Raw genomic sequence first — 24,021 nt, 5'->3', positions numbered from 1 at the left:
GAGGTCAGGTCAGGCGTCGACGGGGTCGGCGTCATCCACACCGGCGATGGCCTTCTCGCCGGTGGCGAGGCGGGAGTGCTTGCGGCCGTAGAACGCGTAGACCACGAGTCCGATGACGAGCCAGATGAGGAACCGGATCCACGTCTCGACGGCCAGGCTGCTCATCAGGGCCACGCAGGCGAGCGCGGACACGATGGGCAGCCATGGGATGGCCGGGGTGCGGAACGGCCGCTTCATCTTCGGCTTCGTGCGCCGCAGCACGGCAACCGCGATCGCGACCACCACGAACGCGAAGAGAGTGCCGATGCTGACCATCTCCGCGAGGGTCGCGAGCGGCACGAACGCGCCGAGGATGCAGACAGCGATGGTGGTGAAGATGGTGATGCGGAACGGCGTCTTGAACTTCGGGTGGACCTGGCCGACGGCCGGGGGCAGCAGCCCGTCACGGCAGAGGGCGAAGCCGATGCGGCCCATGGCCACGATGTCGACCAGGATCACCGAGCTCAGCCCACAGACGGCGGCGATGCCGATGACGACGTTCGCCCAGCCCATGCCGACCTGCTTGAACGCGTCGGAGATCGGGGCGCCCTCGGACAGGCCGGTGTACTTCACCATCCCGGTGAGCACGGCGCACACGGCAAGGTAGAGGACCGTGCAGATGACCAGGGTGCCGATGAGGCCGCGCGGCATGTCCTTGGCCGGATCCTTGGTCTCCTCGCCGAGGTTGGCCACCGCCTCGAACCCGCTGTAGGCGAAGAACACCACGGCGGTCGCGACGAGCACGCCGGTCAGGCCGTACGCCGTGGCGTGCGAGCCGGAAGCCCACTGCCACAGCGGCTGGGACAGGCCCGAGGCCCCTGTGGTGTCCGGACGGGACGGTGGGATGTAGGGCTTGTAGTTGGCGGCCTTGACGAAGAAGATGCCGACGACAATCACGAAGATGCAGATGGACACCTTGATCGCGACGAGCGCGTTGGTGACCCACTTGGACTCGCGGATGCCGACCGCAGCGATCACGCCCAGGATGCCGGCGATGAAGACGGCGCCGAGGTTGACGACGGAGTGCTCCTCGCCGAAGAACGCCTGCGGCAGGTTGAACGACGACTGCAGGTAGCCCGACCAGCCGCGCGCGACCACCGCCGCGCCCAGCGCGAACTCCAGGATCAGGTCCCACGCGATGATCCACGCGAAGATCTCGCCGATCGTGGTGTACGCGTACGTGTAGGAACTGCCCGCGGTCGGCACCGCGGCGGCGAGCTCGGCGTAGCACAACGCCGCGAGCATGCTGATGATGCCGGCGATGGCGAATGAGATCACCACTGCCGGCCCCGCGTGGTTCTTGGCCTCCACTCCCGTCAGGGTGAAGATGCCGGTGCCGATCACGATGCCGATCCCGAAACCCATCAGGTCTCGGGCACCGAGGCTCTTCCCGAGCTTCGCGTGATGGTCCGCGCCGCCCTCGTCGTTCTGGTGGATGACGGTGTCGACATCCTTGGTCCGCACCAGCGTGGAGAATCCCATCGCCGGAGCGTAGCGAGGATGTTCAGGAATTGCTCAGGTTGGCAACGCCCGCGGGCATTCGTGCCTCAAACGAGACGTTCCTTGGGTGAGCTCGTCTTGCCGGGGTCCTTCTCGGGTAGCGCGCCCAACGCCTCGTCGATCGAGGTGAGGACGTCGGGTGAGAGGGTGACGCCGGCGGCGCCTGCGTTGTCGGTGACCTGCTCCGGCTTCGACGCGCCGATGAGGGCGGCGGCGACGTTGTCGTTGTGCAGCACCCAGGCCACCGCGAGCTGCGCCATCGAGAGGTTCTGGTCCTTGGCGATGGGCACGAGTTTCTGCACAGCCGTGAGGGTTTCGTCGTTCATGAAGCGCTTGATCATGTCGGCGCCGCCCTTCTCGTCGGCAGCGCGGCTGTCCGCCGGCGGCTGCTGGCCGGGCTGGTACTTGCCGGTGAGAATGCCCTGCGCGATGGGGGACCAGACGATCTGGGAGATGCCCAGCTCCTTGGACGTCGGCACGACCTGGTCCTCGATGACCCGCCAGAGCATGGAGTACTGCGGCTGGTTGGAGATGAGCTGGATGCCGAGCTCCTGCGCGAGCGCGTGGCCGGCGCGCAACTGGTCGGCCGTCCATTCGCTGACCCCGATGTAGAGGGCCTTGCCGGACCGCACGACGTCGGCGAACGCCTGCATCGTCTCCTCCAGCGGCGTCTCGTGGTCGTAGCGGTGCGCCTGGTAGAGGTCGATGTAGTCGGTGCGCAGCCGCCGCAGCGACGCGTCGATCGAGTCGCGGATGTGCTTGCGGGACAAGCCGGTGTCGTTGTGCTTCTTCAGACCCGTCGGGAAGTAGACCTTGGTGAAGATCTCGATCCCCTCGCGGCGTTCGCCGGCCAGGGCCCGGCCGAGCACACTCTCCGCGGCGCCGTTCGCGTAGACGTCGGCGGTGTCGAAGGTGGTGATGCCGGCGTCGAGAGCGGCGCGCACGCACCGCACCGCCATGTCGTCCTCGACCTGGGAGCCGTGGGTCAGCCAGTTGCCGTAGGTGATCTCGGAGATCTTCAGTCCGCTGTTGCCGAGGTATCGAAAGTCCATGATTTCGACCGTAGTCGCGTGGTGCGACGTGTGTCTCCCGGGGTAGGCGACGGGTCGGAAACGTGCCACGCCCCGTTCCAGGGGCGCGGCGACCGTCGTCCTAGGCCTTGTCGTGCAGCGTGACCTGGTAGCCGTCGGGGTCGGCGAAGGTGAACGTGCGTCCGAACGGGCCGTCGATCGGCGCGCTCACGATCGTGTGGCCGTCCGCGGCGAGGGCGTCGTGCATGGCCTGCACGTCAGTGGCGTGCAGCCAGATGGCGGCGCCGATGCCGGGTTGCGGGACGGACGCCAGATCGGTGCCGGGGACGATGTCCCGCAAAGCGAACGCGATCGGCTTGGTGTCGAAGACGACGGCGTGGGGAGGGCCGACGGGGGATCGGACGAGACCGAGGTACTGCTCGTAGAACGCCTGCGAGGCGTCGAGGTCGCGAGCTTGGAGCGAGATGAAGTCGGGGCCGGTGACGGGCATGATGATCGTCCTACTTTCCGTGGCGTGTCAGTAATCTGACACGAGGGACCGTATGTCAGAATACTGACATGAGTCAAGACGGACCTGGCATCGACCTGGAGACGTCGCTGGGCTACCTGCTCAAAGAGGCCTCCAGCGCCCTGCGCTCAGAGATGGAGGCGGTGCTGAGGCCGCTGGGGATGACCGTGACGCACTACTCCTGCCTCGAGTTGCTCGCCCAGCGCCCGGGCCTCTCGAATTCCGAACTCGCCCGAGGCGCCTTCGTGACACGGCAGTCGATGAACGTGCTGCTGCAGGCCCTGGAACGCGACGGCTACGTGACCAGGCCGACGGAGGCCGCGGTGGGGAAGGTCCTGCCTGCGCGGTTGACGCCGCGCGGGCGACGGAGCCTCGCGAAGGCGACCGCCGCCATCCGATCCGTCGAGGTCAGGATGCTGAGCGGTCTGACCCCGGGCGAGACGTCGGACGCGCTGCGGATCCTGCGCAGCATGGTCCGGTCGCTGCACGACGGGGACGATGCTGTGTGAACCAGCCGGGCCCAGGTCAGGCATCCCGATCGCCGAGCTCGGTGTCGATCCGGTCGAGCAGGATGTCCAGGCCCGCCCCGAACTCCGCTTCGAACCGGTCTTCTGTCAGGCCCTCACGTAGGCGGTGGATCACGGGGTAGTCGTCCGGGGCGACGCCGATGAGTTCACTGGCGCCCCCGTCCGCCGCATCCGCGATCTCCTCGCGATCGGCGGTCGTACGCGTGGGGCTGATGGAACCCGGGACGGGGTCGGCGGGTTCGACGGGGTCGTGGGACCCGCTGTCGTCGCCGGCCTGGAAGGATCCGTCGCCCGGTTTGGGGTCCTGGATGACCATCGCGCTGGTCTCCAGCAGCAGGTGGCCGAGAAGAAAGCTGTTGAAGGAGCGGTAGGTGAAAAGCACCTGCTCGTCGGTGAACCCGGCCTCCGACAGGTGCTGCAGCAGGGTCTCGATCCAGCGCAGCGATCGCAGCGGTGGGTTGATCCATGGAGCACTCGGTGGGCGCGTCGCGACGAGCGGGAACGCGTGGGGATGGGCGCGCGCGTACCGGCGGACACCCCATGCCAGGCCGGTCAAATACGAACGCCAGTCGGTCTCGGCGGTGGCTCTCGGAATGTCCGGGTCGTGATCGAGTTCGTTCACGATGTGGTCGACCACAGCGTCGAACAGGTCCTCGCGGTTCTCGACGTACCTGTACAGAGCCATCGGTTGCACGCGCAGTCGGCGTGCCACGGTGCGCATCGAGGCGGCGGCGATGCCTTCCTCGTCGATCATGGCCACCGTCGCCGCCACGATCTGTTCCAGGGACAGCCGCCGTCGTGCGCCCGTGCTGGAACCGTTCCCGAGTTGTCTCACCACACCACCTGACCTTTGCAGGTCCATCCTGCTCTGCGGTGTGCTGGCCCGGTCTCGATTTGAGATCGAGGGCTTCCCGATGACCGTTCGCCCTTTCGCGACGCGGCCCGACAACGCTTGTGTACACCGTACGCTTTTCCGTATACGGTGTACACAACGGCCCGCCGCCCCGACCTCGCGGTGGTCATGGGGCACTAGGCAGGCGACCGATGGTCGCCCGCCGCCGCATCCGCCGAACGCACCGAGACCTCTCTTGAACATCCGCAGCTATCGAAGGCAGCAGCCATGACAGACACCCACGCCGGCTCATCGGCCGGCACCACGAAGACTCCCACCTCGACGAAATCTGCCTCCGGCAAGAACAGCTCGGAGGTGTCGACACGCGAGGACAACAGCCCGCTGGTGACGTCACAGGGCAGCACGTCCATCGCCGACACGGTCGTGGCCAAGATTGCCGGTATCTCCACCCGCGAGGTATCGGGAGTGCATGCCCTCGGTGGCGGAGCTGCACGGGCCGTGGGCGCACTGCGCGACCGGATCCCCGGGTCGCGCACCAACCACTCCCAGGGCGTCACGGTGGAGGTCGGGGAGCGTCAGGCCGCGGTCGATGTCGACCTGGTCGCCGAGTACGGCGTCGCGATCGTGGACCTTGCCGCCGGTGTACGCCGCAACGTGATCTCCACCGTGGAGCAGATGACCGGGCTGGAAGTGACCGAGGTCAACATCACGGTGCACGACGTGTTCCTGGACGACGGATCCGACGATGACGATTCGCAGCAGCAGTCGCGTGTCGAGTGACCCAGCGGAGCCCCAGGGCGGCTCGTCGCAGATGGCCGACGTCATCACGGATGCGGTGCTGGCCACTCCCGGTGTGCACGGGCTGCACGCCGGCGCGTTCGGTGAGGTCGCAACCTATCTGCCCGGACGTCGGGTTGCCGGCGTCCGCACCTTGGACGACGGATACGACGTGCATATCGTCCTCGCCTGGGGAGCCACAGCCATGACGACGGCGCAGGCCGTACGGACGGCCGTGCAACGGGTCGCACCCGGCCGGGTGGACGTCACCATCGAGGACGTTGCCGCTGCCGGCGACCAGGGTTGATGACCTCCGACGCGGACCGCACCCCTGATCACGCCGCGGCGCGACGTGCGGTCGCGCGACGACTGCACCCGGATCTTGGGGGCGACTCGCAGGAGTACGTGGCCGCGATGGCGGAGCTCGACCACCGACTCGGGGTGACCGCCGCTGCCCCGCACGCCGCGGGTCAGGGGCCCGTGCCGGACATCGTGCGGCACGGGCGCCTGTCGTCGGTGCGCGGCAATACCCGCCGTGCAGCGCGAACGATGCGTCGGATCCTTCCCTCCGGGTGGCCCGGGTCGCGCCGGTACGGCCGGCTGTGACTCCCCCACCCGTTCAGCACCACCGAACCTCTCCCAAGGAGAACCTCATGACACGCTCTGCTCTCGGCCTGCTCGCCGGACTGCTGATGGCGATCGCCATCGCGATCGACGGCTTCACCGGCTTCCTGCTCGCTCTCGTGCTGGGTGTGATCGGCTATCTGGTCGGTGCCCAGGTCGACGGTGAACTGGACCTGGCGGCGTTGGTCCGTGGCAAGCGTGAGTGACTCGCCTGCGGCGGGCACCGTTCAGGAGATGGCCGCCGATACCGCACCGACGACGTCCGAGCCGGCCCACGAAGCATCCACCCGCGGCACCCTGGACGTGCGCTCTGCCGCCATCGAGCACCTGGCCGAACACATCGCTGCCGACGTAGTCGGCACGGTGAGTTACCGCTCCAACATCGACAAGCTGCGCGGCCGCGGGTACCCGCACGCCGCGGTGAGCATCCGGGGCGCTTCCAGCTGGATCGCGCTGGATATAGCCGTGGCCTGGCCCGGGGTGGTCGAGGACATCGCCTCCACCACTCGCGACCAGGTGCGCACGGAGACCAGCCGCCTGTCCGGCAGCGACGTACGTCGTGTCGACGTCACCGTGCACGTCCTCACCGCCGACCAGGTCGGCGCACCGGAACGGAGGGTCCGATGAGTACCCGGAACACGCCCCGTGCCACCCCAGTGGCTGCGGTGACCGGTCTGCTGGTCGCTGCCGCCCTGATCGCCCTGGCTGTCATCGGACTCCATGACCTGCTCGTCACCCAGGGCTGGGCCGCTGGGCACGCCTGGGCTCGCGGCGCCATCGACGGCGTCAACCACTCCACCCGGGCCGATTGGGTCGTTCCGCTGGCCGTGCTCGCTCTCCTGGTCGGGGTGCTGCTGCTCTATGTCTCGTTCAAACCGCGCCGATCCACCCATCAGTTGGTCCCCGACGAGGACGAATCCGCCGACGTGTGGATCGCGCCCGCGGCGCTCGGTCGACTGGCCAAGGCCGCCGGTGAGGACGTGCCCGGGGTCCTGCAGGCGCACTCGAAGGTGTCCCGTCGCCGCGTCCGGGTCCGGCTGCACACCACGCCCGGAGCCGAGCAGGACCAGATCGTCCAGACCGCCACGAAGCAGATCCACGACCGCATCGGTCGGCTGAGCGACCTGCCGGTGAAGGTCGACACTCAGGAGGTCACCGCATGAGCCGCGCGCCGTACAAGCTCGACCGCCTCGCCACGATCGTCATCGCGCTGTTGTCGATCGCGTTGGGACTGGTGCTGATCGACTGGCGCTACCACCTGGTGCTACACGGCTACTCGCGCCGCATCTCGCTGGGGTCGCTACCGACCTGGGCGGCCAGCAGCTGGTGGCCGTGGGCCTTCGCAGCGGTCACGTTGGTCCTGGGCCTGATCGGCATGTGGTGGCTGCTTGCGCATCTGCGGAATACCACGACCAAGCAGACGAAGATGCCCCAGAGCGACCCTCGAGGGACGATCATCCTGGACACCGCGTCGTTGGCGTCCGCAGTGGCGGACTCGTTGCAGAAGTCCGGCCCCTTCACGTCCGTCAAGGCCAGCAGCAGCCAGGCCGGGGCCGCGACCACGGTGCTGGTCACCGCCCATCTGGACAAACAGGCCGACGGCACCAGCATCCACGAGGCGACACAGGCCCTGAGGACGCAGCTGCGATCCGCGTTCCCCGACCAGGGCGTCACCGCACGCGTCCTGCTCGACCAGCCCCGGTCACCACGTAGTGACCGGAAATCCGATGCATCCGCACGGGTGCCCTCGACCAGCTAGTCACTAGGAGATCTCATGGGATGGATGGACAAGGCCAAGCACGCCGCCGAGAGCCTGCAGGGCAAGACCAAGAAGAGTGCGGGCGACGCGACCGGCGACAGGAGCCTGCAGGCCGAGGGCCGGGCCGACCAGGGCAAGGCGTCGGCCAAGAAAGTCGGCGACGACGTCAAGGACACGTTCGGCAACTGACCCACCCTGCAGCTCGACCCTGTGGGGGTCCGCCGGCGACCCCGGTCGCGCACGACCCCCGCAGGTGTCCGGCGCCGTCGTCGGGCCCGACACACCACCGTGTGTGACACGGGCGCATCACACCCTCGTTCAAAGGAACGCACGTGATCTCCATGGCACAGATCCGCGGCCTCGCCGGTGGCCCGGCGATCGACAGCGCCGGCACCACGATCGGTGCGATCGGCCGGATCTACCTCGATGATCGGAGCGGAGAGCCCGCGTGGGTCAGCGTCACAACGGGGCCCGCTGGAAGGTCTGAGGTGTTCATCCCCTTAGGGGACGCTCAGGCAGATGGCCGGGGCTTGAGGTTCCCTCACTCGGCGGCCGTAATCGCCGCAGCCCCGCGTGTCGAGGCGGTCCGGCACCTTGACATCGGGCAGGAACAGACACTTCGTGTGCACTACGCCATGGCTTCCGGCGGCAACACCACCGCTCACGCGGGGGATGTAGCACCTGAGCCGCCGGCACAGCAGGAGAGCTCGCGGCCCGGACGCAACTCGCAGGGATCGAATCACGTCCTTGATCCTGCTGACGCGGACGTGATGCTTCTGCGTGAAGAGCAGCTGCGCACCGGCACCCGGCGTCGCCCGTCGACCAAGGTGCGGTTCCGCAAGGTCGTCATCACCGAGGAACAGACCATCACCGTGTCGGTCCGACGCGAGGAGCTACGCGTGGACCGGATGGACATCACCGGCGACAGTCCGGACAGCGACACGGAATGGGTCGAGCAGCAGGAACACGTCATGGTCCTGCACGCGGAAGTGCCCGTATTCACCATGCAGACCCGCCCGGTCGAATCGGTCCGCATCACCGTCGAACGGGTCGCCGGCCAGCAGGAGGTCGCCGATCAGGTGCGCACCGAGCACATCGCGGTCGATGACGACCTCGACGGCGCCCCTTCCCCCAGTTCCTAGCTTCCTTCCGGGTGGCGCGCACAGCGAGCCATCCGGCCCCAAGACCCCGGCGCTGCCGGGTAGGCACCTCGTGCTCATCCCACTACACAAAGGATTGACCGCATGGTTTCCACAGAACAGATCCAGGCCGTGACCGGCAACGTGGTCGACAGCGATGGTTCCAAGATCGGCTCCGTCGGTCAGATCTACCTGGACGACCAGTCGGGGCAGCCCGAGTGGGTCACGGTCAAGACCGGGCTCTTCGGTACGGCTGAGACCTTCGTACCCCTGCGCGACGGGGACGTCGACGGCAACGACCTGAAGGTCCCCTACAGCAAGGACAAGGTCAAGGACGCCCCCCGCGTCGACGCCGACCATCACCTGGACGTCGAGCAGGAGCAGAAGCTGTACGAGTACTACGGGCTGAACTACGGCACGTCGGCGGTCGGCGGCGATGAGCAGGGCATGACGCACGACCACGCCGACCATGACCACGATCACGCGGACCACGACCACGCCGATCACGCTGCGCATGACCACGAGAGTGAGCAGGACGCTCAGCTGGCCGCCGCCGGCGACGGTGGCCACGATCGTCGTGACCGCGCGGGTGAACCCGGCATCGTCGGGCAGGACACGTCGGGTCCGACCACCGACGGGGCTATGACCCGCTCGGAGGAGCAGGTGCACGTCGGTACCGAGACCCGTGAGACGGGCCGGGCGCGCCTGCGCAAGTTCGTGACAACCGAGGACGTCACGACGACGGTCCCGGTCAGCCACGAAGAGGTGCGGGTGGTTCGTGAGCCCATCACCGATGAGAACCGCGGCGCAGCGATGTCCGGCGGAGAGTTCACCGAGGAGGAGCACGAGGTGACGTTGCACGCCGAGGAGCCCGTCGTGCAGAAGGAGACTGTCCCGGTGGAGCGCGTGAAGCTCGACACCGCGACTGTCACCGGTGAGCAGCAGGTCACCGAGCAGGTCCGCAAGGAGCAGATCGAGACCGACACCGGCGAGCGCACCGAGACCCGCGGGGACGACGACACCAACCATTGAGGTCATGCCGCGCCGCGCCTCCCGTCCGGGGGCGCGGCGTGGCCATGCTCGGCCCTCGGCCCTCGGCCCTCGGCCCTCGGCCCTCGGCCCTCGGCCCTCGGCCGTGGTGTGCGTGTCGTGCGGGTGCAGCCGCCCCTGTTGGCCGACCGCCGTGTACTCAGGAGCCGTCAGGCGGGCGGGTGGCTATCTGATGATGGCGTCGACGGTTTTCTTGAGGGCCGACGGCTGGGCAGGGGACCGAGGTGCCTTGTCGCGCATGTCGGCCATCTGAGCGCCGATGTCCTGCAGCGTTTTCCGGCTCAGCCCCGCGCGGACTTTCGGGAACCAGTCGTTCTCTTCCTCATCGATGTGGTGGGTGACGTTCTCGATCAGGACGGTGGTCTTGGCGTCGAATCGTTCGTCGGAGGGCTGCATGGCGAACAACTCGGTACACAGCACGTCCGCCACGTGGTGCTCCTCGTAGGACTCGAGCACGTCCTCCTCGAGGTCGGGAAGCAACGTGCGCACCTCGGGGTACATGACCTCGTTCTCCAGGTAGGTGTGCACCGTCAGCGCCTCGATGATCTTGGTGACGAGGTCGCCTTTGGTCTTCGTGGCGTTCTCGCCGGCGGCTTGGAAGTCTCGGAACAGTTTCTTGATGCGCTTGTGGTCGTCTTTGAGCAGAACGATGGCGTCTGAGCTCATGAAGCGATCTCCTTGTGACGAGCGCGCTGGTGGGCGCTCGTTCTTCTCACCGACGATAGTCGGCCGATCGGAGGCTGGGGGGGAGGCCGACCGGCCGCGCGCCCTGGCGGAACGCAGACGGGTGGTGTGGCGCGGGCGCGCGGCGTGAAACCGGGATGAAACCGCGTTGAAAGCACGCATCCCTAAATTCGTCGGCATGACCACCGAGCTCGTCCGTCACCCTGAGGAGGCCGCCATGACAGACACCACGTCCCCTGCAGACACCGCCGACATCGCCGTCAAGGCGCCGGCGCCGCACACCTACACGTCGTTGCGCGCGGCCTGGATCCCGCTGGCCGCCCTCTGCCTGGCGTTCTTCGTCGAGATGGTCGACAACACTCTGCTGTCGATCGCCCTGCCCACGATCGGTCGCAGCCTCGGCAGCGGCACGACCGCGCTGCAGTGGGTGACCGGCGCGTACTCACTGACGTTCGGTGGGCTGCTGCTCACGTCCGGATCGATCGCCGACCGTCTCGGGCGGCGTCGGGTCCTGCTCGCCGGCCTCGCGCTGTTCGGTGTGCTCAGCCTGGCCGTGATCTTCGTCGAGTCGACCGGTGAGCTGATCGCGCTGCGTGCGGCACTGGGCATCGCGGCCGCCGCGATGGCGCCCATCACCAACTCCCTGGTCTTCCGCCTCTTCGACGACAAGGACCTGCGGATGCGCGCGGTCACCGTGATGATCGTCGTCGGCATGTCCGGCTTCATCCTCGGCCCGCTGCTCGGCGGGACCGCCCTGGCGCACGTGCGGTGGGAGTGGCTGCTGGTCGTCAACGCCCCGATCGCGCTGATCGCGTGCATCGGCGTGCGCCTCGGAGTGCGTGCGGACCGTCCCGAGGACCTGACCAAGGACCGCCTCGACCTGCCGGGTGCGCTCCTCAGCATCACCATGATCGGCCTCGCCTGCTACTCGCTGACCAGTGGCGTGCAGCACGGCTGGCTCTCGGCGATCACCCTCGCCTCGATCGCCGGCGCGATCGCCGCCGCCGTCGCCTGGGTCTGGCACGAGCGTCGAAGCGCCGCACCGATGCTTGATCTGTCGATCATGTCCAACGGCACCGCTCGCGGCGCCGTGCTCGCCCAGATCGGCACCTCCATCGCGATGGCCGCGGTGCTCTTCGGTCTGATCCTGCACTTCCAGTACGCGTACGGCTGGAGCCCGGTCAAGGCCGGTCTCGCCAACCTGCCGCTCATCATCACGATGCTCGCGGCGACCCCGTTGTCGGAGTGGCTGGGCAAGCGCTTCGGCCACCGCATCGCCTGCCTGGTCGGCGCCGTCTGCCTGACCCTCTCCCTGGTGGGCCTGTCGTGGGGCGTCAGTCACGGGTACGCCGCGATCGCGGCCTCGATGGTCCTGATGACCATCGGACTGCGCACCGTGATGACCATCTGTGCGGTCGCTCTAATCGATGCGATGCCGGCCAACCGCACGTCGATAGGCGCGGCACTGAACGACACGGCACAGGAGGTCGGCACGAGCGTCGGCACCGCGATCGTCGGCACGCTCATCGCCGCGCTGGTCACCACGCAGCTGCCGGCAGGCACCTGGAGCAGTGCCCTCGTGGCGTCGTTCTTCCACGGCGAGCGCATCACCTACGCCGTGCTGGCGGCGGTCGTCGGTGTCATCGCCATCGGCGGCGCCCTGACGCTCACCGACTCCCACGCGGTGGAGGAGCACTGACGGGGGATCCACCCCCACCGACGACGGTCACCGCGGGGCAGCCTCAGCTGCCTGCGGTGACCTCGTCGCGTGCGTCGACGAACGCCTGCACGCAGGTGCGCACGTCGTCCTCGCTGTGCGCGGCCGACAGCTGCACGCGGATGCGCGCCTTGCCCTGCGGTACGACGGGGTAGGAGAAGGCGATCACGTAGACACCCCGCTCGAGCATGGCATCGGCGACCTGGGCCGCGGTGCGGGCGCCGTCCTCGCCCGGGAACATGACCGGGACGATCGGGTGACCGCCGGGCAGCAGCTCGAAACCGGCATCGGTCATCAGCTCGCGGAAGAGACACGTGTTGCGCCGCAACGCTTCCCGCTGGTCGGTCGAGGTCGCGGCGAGTTCGAGCGCCTTGAGCGAGCCGGCGACCACGCTCGGCGCGACGGCGTTGGAGAAGAGGTAGGGACGCGAGCGCTGGCGCAGCAGGTCGACGATCTCCCGGTGCGCGGCGACGTACCCGCCGGAGGCTCCGCCGAGGGCCTTGCCGAGGGTGCCGGTCACGATGTCGACCCGGTCCAGCACACCCTTCAACTCGTGCGTCCCGCGTCCGCCGTCGCCGACGAAGCCGACCGCGTGCGAGTCGTCGACCATCACCAGGGCGCCGAACTCCTCTGCCAGGTCGCAGATCTCGTCCAGCGGCGCGTAGTAGCCGTCCATCGAGAAGACCCCGTCGGTGACGACGACGGTACGCCGGGCACCCGCGTCCCGGGCCGCCTCCAGCTGCGTACGCAGGTCGGCCATGTCAGCGTTCTGGTAGCGGTAGCGCTTCGCCTTGGACAGTCGGATGCCGTCGATGAGCGAGGCGTGGTTGAGGGCGTCGGAGATGATCGCGTCCTGCGCGTCGAACAGCACCTCGAAGGTGCCGCCGTTGGCGTCGAAGCAGGAGGAGTAGAGGATCGCGGCCTCCTGCCCGACGAAGTCGGCGATACGGCGTTCGAGCTCGGCGTGCTGGGACTGGGTCCCGCAGATGAAGCGGACCGACGCCATTCCGAAACCCCACTGCTGCAACGCATCGGTGGCCGCGGCCACGATCTCGGGATGGTCGGCCAGGCCGAGGTAGTTATTGGCGCAGAAGTTCAGTGCCTCACCCTGCTTCGTGCGCACGTGGGAGGACTGCGGTGAGGTGAGCTCACGCTCGTGCTTGGTCAGGCCCGCGTCCTCGATCTCGGCGAGGGTCGCGGCCAGATCGTCCTTGATGTCGTACATCGGTGTCTCCTCGGGTGAGGGAGCGACGCGGTGGCGTCAGCTCCAGTCCATGACGACTTTGCCGCACTCGCCCGATCGGGCGGTATCGAACGCCTGCTGCCACTCTTCCGCGGGGAAGCGGTGGGTGATGACCGAGCGCACCGCGTGCTCGAGCGGACCTGAGGACTGCAGCATCGCGCTCATGGCGTACCAGGTGTCGTACATCTCGCGGCCGTAGATGCCCTTGATGGTGATCATGTGGGTGATCACCCGTCCCCAGTCGATGGCGAACGGACCCGCGGGCAGCCCGAGCATCGCGATGCGTCCGCCGTGGTTCATGTTCGCGAGCATCTCCTCGACCGCCGCTGGATGGCCGGACATCTCCAGGGCGATGTCGAAGCCCTCGCGCATCCCCAGCTCGCGCTGCGCGTCGCCGATGCGCTCGCGCGAGACGTTGACCACCCGGTCCGCGCCGGCCGCCTCGGCCAGCGCGAGGCGGTAGTCGCTGATGTCGGTGACCACGACGTTGCGCGCGCCGACGTGCTTGGCGATCGCCGCGCCCATCACGCCGATCGGGCCCGCGCCGGTGACCAGGATGTCCTCGCCCGCGATCGGGAAGGACAACGCGGTGTGCGTGGCGTTGCCGAACGGGTCGAAGACCGCGCCCACGTCGGGGTCCATGTCATCGGGCTGCACCCAGGCGTTGGTCGCCGGGATCACGACGTAGTCGGCGAACGCGCCGTCCCGGTTGACGCCGATCCCGATCGTGCGGATGCACAGGTTCCGCCGCCCGGCCCGGCAGTTGCGGCACTCACCGCACACGATGTGGCCCTCGCCCGAAACGCGTTGGCCCACCCGGACGCTCGTCACGTGGGCGCCGACGCGCGCGACCTCGCCGAAGAACTCATGGCCGATGATCTGCGGCACGCGCAGCGTGGAGGCCGCCCACTCGTCCCACTGCTCCAGGTGCAGGTCGGTGCCGCACAGGCCGGTGCGCAGCACCCGGATCATCACGTCGTCGGGTCCGCAGTCCGGTTCGGGGGCGTCGATCAGTTCGAGGCCGGGAGCGGCGGAGGTCTTGGCTAGGGCACGCACGTGTACGAAGTATGCCCGCACGCCGTCCGGGCCGGCCGCCGCGGTCGGGCGGGCGCGGCCTGTGCGTCACCATCGCCTCGAACGGGTACCGCACGAGCATGAGCGAACAGCAGCCGCGCGCCGGCGACCTTCCCCCAGGATCGGTCCGCCGTCACGGCCGGTGGGCCGTGGGCAACAGCAACGGCCAGGACTTCGCCGTATCCCGCCGGTGTCGTCACCAGCTCGCCGACCTGAGTGAGGGGCATGTGGATGCCGAGGGTTGCCTCGTGTGCCCATGGCACCAGAGCCGGTACGACGTGGTGACCGGGGCGATGGTCGCGGGGCCGCGAGGCTTCCTCGGATACCACGGCGACACACCGGGCTACACCGCGCTCGTCCTGTCCTACGGCCGGCGGATCAAGCTGCGGGTGGGCCGGCTGGTGCGCACGTCGCACGGGTTGGACGTCGAATGACCCGGCTGCTGATCACCGGCGCCAGCGGCAACATCGGCACCGCCCTGCTGCGCCGATTGGCCGGTCGCGAGGACGTGGAGATCGTCGGGCTGGCCCGCCGGCCGCCGCCGTCCGAGCCGCCGTACGACAATGTGCGCTGGCAGCGGGTGGATCTCAGCGAAGACTCCGCACCCGCGGCGCTGGACGAGGCGATGACCGGTGTGGATGCCGTCGTGCACCTCGCCTGGGCGTTCCAACCGACCCGGCGGCCCGACTATCTGACCCGGGTGGGCGTGGGAGGCACGGCGGCCGTCCTGGCGGCTGCCGACCGTGCGGGTGTCGGCCACTTCGTGCACATGTCGTCGGTCGGCGCGTACGCCGCGAAGACGAGCGACACGCCGGTCGAGGAGTCCTATCCGCATACGGGCATGACGAGCTCGCAGTACAGCAACGACAAGGCTGCGGCGGAGCGGCTGCTCGACACCTATGCCCAAGACCACCCGGCTGGGATGACGCTCACCCGGATCCGGCCCGGCATCGTCATGCAACGGGACGCGGGTGCCGCGCTCGACCGCTACGGACTTCCGGCGTACTTCCCGGCGCGGCTGCTGCGGTACCTCCCGGTGCTGCCGCTCGACGGACGGTTCGCCATCCCGGTGGTGCACTCCGACGATGTCGCGGACGCTCTCGACCGGGTCCTCGAACAGGGCCGGGGCGGGGAGTTCAACCTGGCCGCCGACGAGCCGCTGACGAGGGAGATCGTCGCCGACGTCCTGGGCGCCCGTCCCGTCCAGGTGCCGGCGACCGTCCTACGGGCCATCGTCGCGGGCAGCTGGAAGGTCGGACTGCAACCGCTCAGCCCCGGCTGGATCGATCTGGCCTTCGCGGTGCCGCTGCAGAATTGTGCGCACGCCCACCACGACCTCGGATGGCGGCCGTCCAAGGACCCGCACCAGGTCTTGACCGACGCGATCGACGGGATGGCGGACAACGCGGGTACGAGTAGCCCGGCGCTACGGCCGCGCTCGGTGCTCAACCGGATTCACGCGCTGGTGACCGCCGGACCCATCAGTCGTCGCCGGCGGTCCTGACCCACCGCTGCATTCGTGCGAGTAGCGAATCGCCAGAGGCAATATACGCCCCTAAAGTCGAGAATGGGATTATGTGAACGTCTCTATTCGGTCCGCATTGGGGCAGTGTCGAGACAATATTCGAGGATTTTCCGACGAACGCAGGAAATGATGGCGGAGTCATTGACTCCGTGGTAGTGAACGGGTTAGCGTCGTACTTGACAAGCCGCGTCGCGTGCTCTGTTTGTACAGGCACACCGCGGGAAGTCGGGGCCCATGATCAATACCGAAGACAATTCTGGGCGTAGAATGCGCCGCATCATTCTTCCCGTCGGCGTCACGTCGCTGGTGGTGGCCATATCGGCCTTCGGAGTCGCTGAATCGGACGCCGCGCAACCGACGGTGGGCCTGGGGACCGCCGCCAGCTTCGCCGTCCTCGCGGGGTCGACCGTCACCAACACGGGACCCTCTGCCATCAGCGGGAACGTGGGTGTCAGCCCCGGTACAGCGGTCACCGGCTTTCCGCCCGGCCGGGTGACGAACGGGACCATCCACCGCGCCGACGCCGTCGCACGTCAAGCCAAGGGCGACCTCACCACTGCCTACAACGAGGCGGCCGGCCAGAAGCCCACGGCGTCAGTAGCCACTGAGTTGGGCGGCAGGACTTTCACGCCTGGGGTCTACAAAGGAAATACCCTCGGCGTGACCGGGGCGCTGACGCTCAACGCTCAGGGGGATCCCAACGCCGTCTTCATCTTCCAGTCCGCCAGCACGCTCATCACAGCCACCGCCAGCCGTGTGCAATTCGTCAATGGTGCGAATTCCTGCAACGTCTATTGGCAGGTGGGAAGTTCTGCGACGTTGGGGACCGGCTCGACATTCGTCGGCACTGTTCTCGCGCTGACGTCGATCAGCGCCAAGACCACGGCCAGGGTGCAGGGTCGACTTCTGGCCCGCAACGGCGCAGTCACTTTGGACACCAACGTCATCACCAGACCGTCCTGCAGCACCGCGCCCACAGCGCCGCCCACGAGCACCAGCAGTCCGACGGCTCCGCCGACCAGCACCAGCAGTACGACGGCTCCGCCCACGAGCTCCACTAGTACGACGGCTCCGCCCACGAGCACCAGCAGTCCGACGGCTCCGCCTACCACGACCAGCAGTCCGACGGCTCCCCCTTCCACGACCAGCGCGCCCACCGGCACCAGCAGTCCGACGACTACCGGAACCGGAACCGGAACCGGCACGGGCACAGGTACGGGCACCGGTACTGGAACGAGCACCGGCACGCGTACAGGCACCGGCACGCGTACAGGCACCGGCACCCGAAGTGCGACGAGTACGGAGTCGACGACAGGAACTGGAAGCGGAACGAACACCGCGCCGACTACTGGAACGGGCACCAGGACCACGACGACGGGCCCGGCAGTCATCACGGACGGACCGTCGGGCAGCGGCGGTCGAGGGCCTCTCGAGCTGGCTCTGCTGGGTGGCGGTGCTGTCGTGATCACCGGTGGCGCCATGTGGCGGATCCGCCGACACTAGAGCGTGGGACATTCCGCCCGCAGGCGCCGAACCCTCATGGGGGTCTCGTGGATCGCCGTGTGCTGCGTCGTCGCTGGTTGCTCGGCGCCAGCGGCTGTGCCCGGACCTCACACCTCCGGCACGGCTGGCGCAGGCAGGTCGGCTCCCACGACCCCCTCGTCGCGGGGTTCGCAGGAGACACCCGGGACAAGAACGTCGAAGACCGGCGCGGGCACGCGTGGCACCGTCGCCGTACCGAGAGGGGTCAGCACGCCGAGCCGATCGACGGCGCCGGAGGGCGGTTGTGTGCCCATCGGTCTCACCATCGCCTCCATCGGCATCGACGAGCACGTGAAGGCGCTGGGGCTCAATGCCCAGGGCCAGATCTACCCGCCGCGGCGCACCACGATGTGGTACTCCGGTTCTGCGCAGCCGGGGCAGAACGGCATAGCGGTGATCGCCGGCCATGTCACCTACGACGGTCCGGACAACTTCTACAACCTGACGAAAGTGGCGGCGGCGGCCCCGCTCCGGATCACCTGCTCGTCGGGCCGGCAGATAGACGCCGTCGTGACGCGCACAGCATCGGTGCCGAAGACAACCCTGCAGACCGATCAGACCGTCTGGGGATCATCGCCGTCGCCCGTGGTGGTCCTGATCACCTGCGACCCGGCCAGCCGCGTAGTGAAGGGTCACCATCTCAACAACTTCGTGGTGTGGACCGTCCCACGCTGAAGGTGCGCTGCTGATAGGTCGCCTGACCGCTGGTCCACACGCATGGGCCTGGTCGCCAACCAGTGTGGCCCATGGCGGGGGAGGCGGGTTGGATGAGCAGCGTGCTGCCGCCCGATGATCTGGGACACCCGCTGGACCTCCTCTCACCGGCTCGCCGGGTGGTCTCCCTGGTGCCGTCGCTAACCGAGGCGCTCGCGCACGATCGTCCGGAGGCCGTCGTCGGCGCGACGGACTGGTGCACGCATCCCGCCGATCTCGACGTACGCCGGGTGCGGGGCACGAAGAACCCGGACCTCTCGGCGATCCGGGCGCTGCGACCCGACCTGGTGATCGCCAACAGGGAGGAGAACCGAGAGCTGGACGTGCGGCGGCTGCGTGATGCGGGGATCGCGGTGTGGGTCACCGAGATCACCGGCGTCGCAGAGGCGTTGGATTCCCTCGCGCGGATGTTCGCCGCCCTCGGCTGGCCGCGGCCGCAGTGGCTGGCCGACGCCTGGGAGGTGTGGGCGGCACCGCCCACGCTGCCGTCGGTCGCCGCGGCGATCGCGGTGTGGCGCGACCCCTGGATGGTCGTCGGCGGCGGCACCTTCGCCGGCGACGTGCTGCATCGGCTCGGCCTGGTCAACGCGTACGCCGATAAGGAGCGCTACCCGCGTGCGGACGTCGCCGAGATCGAGCGTGTCGCGCAGCTGGTCGTCCTGCCCGACGAGCCGTACGTGTTCACGGCCGACGACGGCCCCGAGGCGTTCACGAGTCCGACCGCGCTCGTCTCCGGCCGCGCTCTCACCTGGTACGGCCCGTCGCTGGTCAGCGCCCGAGCAGAGCTGACGGAGGCGTTGCGGCCGGCGCTACCGGGCGGCTGAGCCTGCCGGGCCGGAAACGCCCACAGCTGTCGGACCCTCGTGCCAGAGTCGCAGGATGGACACTGTCGATAACGCACAGATGCGCGCCGCGGGGCTGGACGACTGGCGCAAGCTCGCCCAGGCGCTGCACGCCCGCTACGCCGTTCCCGACTACGCCGCTGCCGCGAAGTTCATCACTGCGGTCGCTGACGCGGCCGAGTCCGCGAACCACCATCCGGACGTCCGCCTCACCTACGGCGTGGTGGACCTGTCGCTGTGCACCCACGAGGCCGGGCTGTGGGTCACGCAGAAGGACCTCGACCTGGCCGGGGAGGTCAGCCGGATCGCCGCTGAGCACGGCCTGGCCGCCCGACCCCTCGAGGTCACACAGCTGGAGCTGGCGCTCGACACTGCTGATGACGACCGCGTCGGGCCGTTCTGGTCTGCGCTGCTCACCGGCAGCCCGGACAACCGCATTCACGACTCCGTCTTCGACCCGACCGGCCGCGTGCCGAGCCTGTGGTTTCAAGGCACCGACGAGCACGAGACCCCCCGTCAACGCTGGCATTTCGACCTATGGATTGCGCCAGAGGTCGCCTCCGACCGCATCGCAGCCGCCGTCGCCGCGGGAGGCACGGTCGTCGACGACGAGGAGGCGCCCGCCTTCACGGTGCTGGCCGACCCGGACGGCAACCGGGTGTGCGTGTGCACCACGAGCGGCCGGGAGGGCTGACCCCGGACCCCGGATCCGGGTGTGACGCGAGTCTCACCGCAGCCTGAGGATCGCGTTACTCTCCGGTAATGACGAGACGACGTATCGGTCAGGCGTGCACGGGTGTCGCCCTGGTGGGCGGCTTCTGCGTCGCGCAGACGACTCCCGCGCAGGCAGCCGCCCTCGACTACCCGGTCGGCGGTTCCGTCTCGGGCTACGCGAGCTGGGTCTCCACGCCTGATGCCAACCCGCCCGGCGTGAACGTGCCGTGTACGCCGAGCGCGGCGCACCCGCGTCCGGTGGTGCTGCTGGAAGGCACCACCTCCCGCATCACCCACTCCTTCGCCCGGATCGGACCGCTGCTCGCCGACCAGGGCTACTGCGTCTACGGACTGAATTACGGCGACACCCAGCTCACCGCCTCCACCGGCGGCGTGATCGGCGCGATGGGCGACATCCCGACCTCGGCCCGACAGGTGTCCGGGTTCGTGGACAAGGTGCTGGCGCAGACAGGCGCCGCGAAGGTCGACATCGTCGGCTGGTCGCAGGGCGGCGGTCCGCTGCCCCGCTATTACCTGCAGAACCTCGGCGGTGCGTCGAAGGTCGATTCGCTCGTCGGCCTCGCGCCGTCCAACTACGGCACGAGCTTCTTCGGTGTGCTGAGCCTGATCGGCGCGGTCCAGAACGCCACGGGCGTCGACTTCCTGAGCGCTTCCGGCGCCCCCGCGTTCGACCAGCAGCTCAACACCTCGCCCTTCACCAAAGCTCTGAACGCGCACGGCGACACCGTGCCCGGGGTGCACTACACGGTGATCGAGACCCGGCTGGACGACGTCGTGACGCCGTACACCAACGCGTTCCTCAAGGGCCCCGGCGCGACGAACATCGTCCTGCAGCAGCAGTGCCCGCTCGACGGCACGGATCACCTCGGAATCATCTACGACAACAACGCGATCCAGGACGTGCTGAACGCGCTGGGACCGCGGGTGCCGAAATTCAAGCCGTCCTGCCAGGCGGCGCTCCCGCTGGTCGGGACACCGGGGCTGGGCGGCCTGCCGAGGTAGTTTCTCGGCGGATGCCTTGCGCGTCGCCGTGGCGAGGGCCACGGTGGCGGCAGACCCCTACGACGACGTGAGGGGGCGACCCGGATGGAGCTTTCATGGCCAAGAAGCTGATCAACGACCCGCTCGAGGTGGTGCGGGAGTCGATGGAGGGGGTGGTGCTCACCCAGCCGGGCACCGCGATCCTGCGCGACCGCACCATCGTCGTACGCCGTGACCGCCTGAGCCACGGACCGAACACCGACCTGCCGGTCGCCCTGATCTCCGGGGGCGGCGCAGGCCATGAACCCGCGCACGCCGGGTACGTCGCGAGCGGCATGCTCACCGCGGCGGTCAGCGGCGGGGTCTTCTCCTCGCCGAGTGTCGATGCCGTGCTCGACGGTATCCGGGCCGTCACGGGCACCGGTGGCGCGTTGCTGATCGTGAAGTCCTACACCGGCGACCGGTTGAACTTCGGGCTGGCCGCGGAGTTGGCGCGCTCCGAGGGCTACGACGTGCGGATGGTCGTCGTCGGTGACGATGTGGCGCTCGCCGACGACGACGAGAACGCCGGACGTCGCGGCCTGGCCGGCACGGTGCTGGTGCACAAGACCGCAGGGGCGCTCGCGGAACGCGGCGGTTCGCTGGACGACGTCACCGCGCTCGCCCAGGCCGTCGCCACCGGCGTCGGCACGATGGGTCTGGGGCTCACTCCGTGTGTCGTGCCGGGTTCGGACGAGCCCGGTGCCGACATCGCCGAGGACGGCGTCGAGCTCGGCCTCGGCATCCACGGCGAACCGGGCGTCACCTCCATCGACATGGCGCCGGCGGACGATCTGGCCGGGCGGCTGGTGGACGGCGTCGTACAGGACCGGGGATACGAGTCCGGCGCCGGCGTCGTCGCACTCATCAACTCCACGGGTGGCACCCCGCCGATGGAGTTGGCGATCGTGGCGCGAGCTGCAGTGAACCTCCTGCAGCGAAAGGGCATTCGCGTCGACCGTCTCTATCAGGGTCTGGTGATGACCAGCCTGGAGATGGCCGGATGCTCGGTCTCGCTGCTCGCGACCGATGTGCACCCCGACCTGCTCACACTCCTCGACGCGCCGACGGCATCGATCGGCTGGCCCAGTCGTGGTGCCTCCGACGTGCCGGGCCTGGTGCAGGTGGAGGTGCCCGCGGCTGCCTGGAGTCCGCAGGAGGAGGAAGGCGTCGACGACAGGATCTGCGCCGGCGGCATCGAGCGCGCCTGCAACGCGCTCCTCGCGGCCGAGGAGGAGCTGACCCTGATGGACAAGGTGGTCGGCGACGGCGACCTCGGGACCGCCCTGGCCCGCGGCGCCCGCTCGTGGCTGGGAGAGCCGCAGACCGGTGACGCACGTCATCAGCTGCGCGCGCTCGCAGCCGTCGTACGCCGCGAGGTCGGTGGCACCTCCGGCCCGTTGTACGCGGCCGGCTTGTTAAGGGCGGCCGAAGCCGTCGGGGCAGATGGTGATTGGGCAGCTGCCCTGCAGGCGGCCAGCGAGGGCGTGCAGGAGTTGGGTGGCGCGAAGGCGGGCGACCGCACGATGGTCGATGCGCTCGCGCCCGCTGCGACCGAGGCCACTGCGGGGCTGGGTGCCGCCCAGGCGGCTGCACGGCGGGGCTCCGACGCGACGACGTCCCAGGTGGCGCGTCGCGGGCGCTCCAGCTACCTGGGCGACCGGGTCAAGGGCCATCCGGACCCTGGCGCGGTCGCGGTCACGGTCTGGCTGGACGCCCTGTCGGACTGACCCGGTCTCGCCTTCCACGCCATGGGAAGCGTCCGGATGGTGGACCTGGGCTGGCTCACGCCGCCCAGCACATCTAACTTCGCGTTATGAATTCGATAACTCAGCGTGGTATCGAGGTTTCCTCGACCGCTGACCTCCCGGTGGGAAGGGGTGTGCCCGGGCGTGCTCACAGCGCCCGCGGCATGTGTACCGCCGGGGATCAGCCGCGCGCCGAGTGCTGTCGCCGCGGCTGATCCCCTCGCCGGCCCGACCGTCTGCACACCCCTCGAAGGACTCCCGCATGACCACTCTCACTGCCGCCCCGCTCACCTCCACCCCGCGGACCGGCGTCCACACACCGGACCAACTGCTCGACATCGCCCACCTCTTCGCGCACGACTGGCGCCTGAACGCGCTCGCCTCGATCAGCCGGGACCACGCCGAACGGCACTGGATCGAGCTGGCATCGATCCCCGCCGTGCAGGTCTGGGCGATCGCCTGGCCCTCGGGCACCGGCACCGGATGGCACGACCACGGCATCGCCTCGGGCGCCTTCGTCGTCGTTTCCGGCGCACTCGTCGAGCAGGCCTGGCACGACGGCGTCCGCCGCACCGACCTGACCGACGGCCAGGGCAAGGGCTTCGGCGCGGACCACGTCCACGACGTCCAGAACGACGGATCGGAGCTGGCCGTCTCGGTGCACGCCTACTCCCCGACGCTGACGGACATGACGCGGTATGAGCTGCAGGGCGATCGTCTGCACCGGCTCGGCGTCGACACCGCCGGCGACGCCTGATGAATCGGTTCCGGCCGCGTGACGGCACGGGCGCCGCGTGACATGGTGATGACATGCCTTCGGATTCCGCTGCCGCTCTTGCTGGTTCGCTCCTGACCGACGCGTTCGAACGGGTCCACGAGCTCATCCCGGGCATCGTGCACGACCTCAGTACGGCGGAGCTGACCTGGCGCCCCGACCGCGACGCGAACTCCGTGGGGTGGTTGGTCTGGCACCTGACGCGGGTGCAGGACGACCACATCGCCGGCCTTACCGGCGATGACCAGGTCTGGACGGCGGACGGCTGGGTCGGTCGCTTCGCCCTGCCGTACGACGACGACGCACTCGGCTACGGCCAGTCCAGCGCCGAGGTCGGCGAGTTCGCGGTCGACGACCCTGCCCTGTTGACCGGCTATCACGAGGCGACCCACCGGGCGACGATCGCTGCGCTGCGGGGCGTCTCGGCCGCCGACTACGACCGCGTGGTCGATGAGCACTGGGACCCGCCGGTCACCCTCGGCGCCCGCGTCGTGTCCGTGCTGAACGACATCACCCAGCACGCCGGCCAGGCCGCGTACGTGCGCGGGCTGCTCGAGCGGCGTACCTGACCAACGCGCTCGACGGAAGGCGTGGA

The 24,021-nt window shown here is 68.8% G+C and carries 30 protein-coding genes; 22 read left to right on the top strand and 8 right to left on the bottom strand.

Features of this window, described 5'->3' with window-relative positions; all coding sequences use genetic code 11:
* Positions 1 to 9: 9 nt before the first annotated feature.
* From JOB34_RS16140 to JOB34_RS16130, 3 genes are all read right to left on the bottom strand, one after another.
* Positions 10 to 1,521, bottom strand: coding sequence for an amino acid permease (locus JOB34_RS16140; RefSeq protein ID WP_208053660.1), 1,512 nt, complete (start codon positions 1,519 to 1,521; stop codon positions 10 to 12).
* A 65-nt stretch (positions 1,522 to 1,586) separates the two neighbouring features.
* Positions 1,587 to 2,591: an aldo/keto reductase family protein gene (locus tag JOB34_RS16135; protein WP_208053659.1), complete on the bottom strand. Its 1,005-nt coding sequence runs from the start codon at positions 2,589 to 2,591 to the stop codon at positions 1,587 to 1,589.
* A 100-nt stretch (positions 2,592 to 2,691) separates the two neighbouring features.
* Positions 2,692 to 3,060, bottom strand: a complete 369-nt coding sequence (locus tag JOB34_RS16130) for a VOC family protein (RefSeq protein ID WP_208053658.1) — start codon at positions 3,058 to 3,060, stop codon at positions 2,692 to 2,694.
* A 68-nt stretch (positions 3,061 to 3,128) separates the two neighbouring features.
* Here JOB34_RS16130 and JOB34_RS16125 point away from each other — a divergent pair, with 68 nt between their 5' ends.
* Positions 3,129 to 3,587 (top strand): MarR family transcriptional regulator, encoded by a 459-nt coding sequence (locus tag JOB34_RS16125; RefSeq protein ID WP_208053657.1) that lies wholly within the window; start codon positions 3,129 to 3,131, stop codon positions 3,585 to 3,587.
* A 16-nt stretch (positions 3,588 to 3,603) separates the two neighbouring features.
* Here JOB34_RS16125 and JOB34_RS16120 read toward each other — a convergent pair whose 3' ends face one another.
* Positions 3,604 to 4,440 carry a TetR/AcrR family transcriptional regulator C-terminal domain-containing protein gene (locus tag JOB34_RS16120; RefSeq protein ID WP_208053656.1) on the bottom strand — a complete coding sequence of 279 codons (837 nt, stop codon included), beginning with the start codon at positions 4,438 to 4,440 and terminating at the stop codon, positions 3,604 to 3,606.
* Positions 4,441 to 4,725: 285 nt separating this feature from the next.
* On the opposite strand from JOB34_RS16120, the gene JOB34_RS16115 reads away from it, so the two are divergent.
* From JOB34_RS16115 to JOB34_RS16070, 10 genes are all read left to right on the top strand, one after another.
* Complete coding sequence (locus JOB34_RS16115; protein WP_208053655.1) at positions 4,726 to 5,238, top strand: Asp23/Gls24 family envelope stress response protein; 513 nt, start codon at positions 4,726 to 4,728, stop codon at positions 5,236 to 5,238.
* A complete protein-coding gene (locus tag JOB34_RS16110; protein WP_347813898.1) occupies positions 5,228 to 5,542 on the top strand; it encodes a hypothetical protein in 315 nt (104 codons plus the stop codon). Before JOB34_RS16115 ends, JOB34_RS16110 begins: the two co-directional genes overlap by 11 nt.
* Positions 5,542 to 5,841, top strand: coding sequence for a hypothetical protein (locus JOB34_RS16105; RefSeq protein WP_208053654.1), 300 nt, complete (start codon positions 5,542 to 5,544; stop codon positions 5,839 to 5,841). Before JOB34_RS16110 ends, JOB34_RS16105 begins: the two co-directional genes overlap by 1 nt.
* A 47-nt stretch (positions 5,842 to 5,888) precedes the next feature.
* Positions 5,889 to 6,065, top strand: a complete 177-nt coding sequence (locus JOB34_RS16100; RefSeq protein ID WP_208048646.1) for a DUF2273 domain-containing protein — start codon at positions 5,889 to 5,891, stop codon at positions 6,063 to 6,065.
* Positions 6,058 to 6,486 (top strand): hypothetical protein, encoded by a 429-nt coding sequence (locus JOB34_RS16095; RefSeq protein WP_208053653.1) that lies wholly within the window; start codon positions 6,058 to 6,060, stop codon positions 6,484 to 6,486. Before JOB34_RS16100 ends, JOB34_RS16095 begins: the two co-directional genes overlap by 8 nt.
* Positions 6,483 to 7,022, top strand: a complete 540-nt coding sequence (locus JOB34_RS16090; RefSeq protein ID WP_208053652.1) for a DUF6286 domain-containing protein — start codon at positions 6,483 to 6,485, stop codon at positions 7,020 to 7,022. The genes JOB34_RS16095 and JOB34_RS16090 overlap by 4 nt, the downstream gene beginning before the upstream one ends.
* Positions 7,019 to 7,618 carry a hypothetical protein gene (locus JOB34_RS16085; protein ID WP_208053651.1) on the top strand — a complete coding sequence of 200 codons (600 nt, stop codon included), beginning with the start codon at positions 7,019 to 7,021 and terminating at the stop codon, positions 7,616 to 7,618. The genes JOB34_RS16090 and JOB34_RS16085 overlap by 4 nt, the downstream gene beginning before the upstream one ends.
* Positions 7,619 to 7,633: 15 nt before the next feature.
* Positions 7,634 to 7,807 carry a CsbD family protein gene (locus JOB34_RS16080; RefSeq protein ID WP_208053650.1) on the top strand — a complete coding sequence of 58 codons (174 nt, stop codon included), beginning with the start codon at positions 7,634 to 7,636 and terminating at the stop codon, positions 7,805 to 7,807.
* Between the two features lie 152 nt (positions 7,808 to 7,959).
* A complete protein-coding gene (locus JOB34_RS16075) occupies positions 7,960 to 8,760 on the top strand; it encodes a YsnF/AvaK domain-containing protein (protein ID WP_208053649.1) in 801 nt (266 codons plus the stop codon).
* Between the two features lie 102 nt (positions 8,761 to 8,862).
* Positions 8,863 to 9,789 carry a PRC and DUF2382 domain-containing protein gene (locus tag JOB34_RS16070; protein ID WP_208053648.1) on the top strand — a complete coding sequence of 309 codons (927 nt, stop codon included), beginning with the start codon at positions 8,863 to 8,865 and terminating at the stop codon, positions 9,787 to 9,789.
* A gap of 183 nt (positions 9,790 to 9,972) precedes the next feature.
* Here JOB34_RS16070 and JOB34_RS16065 read toward each other — a convergent pair whose 3' ends face one another.
* Positions 9,973 to 10,653, bottom strand: coding sequence for a hemerythrin domain-containing protein (locus tag JOB34_RS16065; RefSeq protein ID WP_243758235.1), 681 nt, complete (start codon positions 10,651 to 10,653; stop codon positions 9,973 to 9,975).
* Between the two features lie 55 nt (positions 10,654 to 10,708).
* Here JOB34_RS16065 and JOB34_RS16060 point away from each other — a divergent pair, with 55 nt between their 5' ends.
* Positions 10,709 to 12,190, top strand: a complete 1,482-nt coding sequence (locus tag JOB34_RS16060; RefSeq protein ID WP_208053647.1) for an MFS transporter — start codon at positions 10,709 to 10,711, stop codon at positions 12,188 to 12,190.
* 43 nt (positions 12,191 to 12,233) lie between these two features.
* Here the strand turns inward: JOB34_RS16060 and JOB34_RS16055 are convergent, their stop codons facing one another.
* Together JOB34_RS16055 and tdh are read right to left on the bottom strand one after the other, a co-directional pair.
* Positions 12,234 to 13,433, bottom strand: coding sequence for a glycine C-acetyltransferase (locus tag JOB34_RS16055; RefSeq protein ID WP_208053646.1), 1,200 nt, complete (start codon positions 13,431 to 13,433; stop codon positions 12,234 to 12,236).
* 36 nt (positions 13,434 to 13,469) lie between these two features.
* On the bottom strand, positions 13,470 to 14,507 hold the full coding sequence (gene tdh / locus JOB34_RS16050) for an L-threonine 3-dehydrogenase (RefSeq protein WP_208053645.1): 1,038 nt from the start codon (positions 14,505 to 14,507) through the stop codon (positions 13,470 to 13,472).
* 98 nt (positions 14,508 to 14,605) lie between these two features.
* On the opposite strand from tdh, the gene JOB34_RS16045 reads away from it, so the two are divergent.
* The 3 genes from JOB34_RS16045 to JOB34_RS16035 all read left to right on the top strand — a co-directional run bounded on the left by JOB34_RS16045 (position 14,606) and on the right by JOB34_RS16035 (position 17,553).
* Positions 14,606 to 14,959, top strand: a complete 354-nt coding sequence (locus JOB34_RS16045) for a Rieske (2Fe-2S) protein (protein ID WP_208053644.1) — start codon at positions 14,606 to 14,608, stop codon at positions 14,957 to 14,959.
* Positions 14,956 to 16,029 carry an NAD-dependent epimerase/dehydratase family protein gene (locus JOB34_RS16040; protein WP_208053643.1) on the top strand — a complete coding sequence of 358 codons (1,074 nt, stop codon included), beginning with the start codon at positions 14,956 to 14,958 and terminating at the stop codon, positions 16,027 to 16,029. The genes JOB34_RS16045 and JOB34_RS16040 overlap by 4 nt, the downstream gene beginning before the upstream one ends.
* Before the next feature lie 255 nt (positions 16,030 to 16,284).
* Complete coding sequence (locus JOB34_RS16035) at positions 16,285 to 17,553, top strand: ice-binding family protein (protein ID WP_208053642.1); 1,269 nt, start codon at positions 16,285 to 16,287, stop codon at positions 17,551 to 17,553.
* Between the two features lie 107 nt (positions 17,554 to 17,660).
* Here JOB34_RS16035 and JOB34_RS16030 read toward each other — a convergent pair whose 3' ends face one another.
* On the bottom strand, positions 17,661 to 17,846 hold the full coding sequence (locus tag JOB34_RS16030; protein WP_208053641.1) for a hypothetical protein: 186 nt from the start codon (positions 17,844 to 17,846) through the stop codon (positions 17,661 to 17,663).
* On the opposite strand from JOB34_RS16030, the gene JOB34_RS16025 reads away from it, so the two are divergent.
* The 7 genes from JOB34_RS16025 (at position 17,839) to JOB34_RS15995 (ending at position 23,995) form a co-directional block, all read left to right on the top strand.
* Positions 17,839 to 18,267, top strand: a complete 429-nt coding sequence (locus JOB34_RS16025) for a class F sortase (RefSeq protein WP_208053640.1) — start codon at positions 17,839 to 17,841, stop codon at positions 18,265 to 18,267. The two genes, JOB34_RS16030 and JOB34_RS16025, sit on opposite strands and share 8 nt — an antisense overlap.
* A gap of 92 nt (positions 18,268 to 18,359) precedes the next feature.
* On the top strand, positions 18,360 to 19,130 hold the full coding sequence (locus JOB34_RS16020) for a helical backbone metal receptor (protein ID WP_208053639.1): 771 nt from the start codon (positions 18,360 to 18,362) through the stop codon (positions 19,128 to 19,130).
* Positions 19,131 to 19,185: 55 nt separating this feature from the next.
* Complete coding sequence (locus tag JOB34_RS16015; protein ID WP_208053638.1) at positions 19,186 to 19,842, top strand: VOC family protein; 657 nt, start codon at positions 19,186 to 19,188, stop codon at positions 19,840 to 19,842.
* Positions 19,843 to 19,910: 68 nt separating this feature from the next.
* Positions 19,911 to 20,885 (top strand): alpha/beta fold hydrolase, encoded by a 975-nt coding sequence (locus JOB34_RS16010; protein WP_208053637.1) that lies wholly within the window; start codon positions 19,911 to 19,913, stop codon positions 20,883 to 20,885.
* Positions 20,886 to 20,980: 95 nt separating this feature from the next.
* Positions 20,981 to 22,633: a dihydroxyacetone kinase family protein gene (locus JOB34_RS16005; protein WP_208053636.1), complete on the top strand. Its 1,653-nt coding sequence runs from the start codon at positions 20,981 to 20,983 to the stop codon at positions 22,631 to 22,633.
* Positions 22,634 to 22,913: 280 nt separating this feature from the next.
* On the top strand, positions 22,914 to 23,408 hold the full coding sequence (locus JOB34_RS16000) for a cysteine dioxygenase family protein (RefSeq protein WP_208053635.1): 495 nt from the start codon (positions 22,914 to 22,916) through the stop codon (positions 23,406 to 23,408).
* A gap of 53 nt (positions 23,409 to 23,461) precedes the next feature.
* On the top strand, positions 23,462 to 23,995 hold the full coding sequence (locus tag JOB34_RS15995) for a DinB family protein (RefSeq protein ID WP_208053634.1): 534 nt from the start codon (positions 23,462 to 23,464) through the stop codon (positions 23,993 to 23,995).
* The last annotated feature ends 26 nt before the right edge of the window (positions 23,996 to 24,021 follow it).

The organism is Allobranchiibius sp. GilTou38 (genome assembly GCF_017565325.1).
In the GTDB taxonomy this organism is placed as follows: domain Bacteria; phylum Actinomycetota; class Actinomycetes; order Actinomycetales; family Dermatophilaceae; genus Allobranchiibius; species Allobranchiibius huperziae.
The sequence above is the reverse complement of the archived record's forward strand: the minus strand, read 5'-3'. Positions and strand labels throughout refer to the sequence as shown.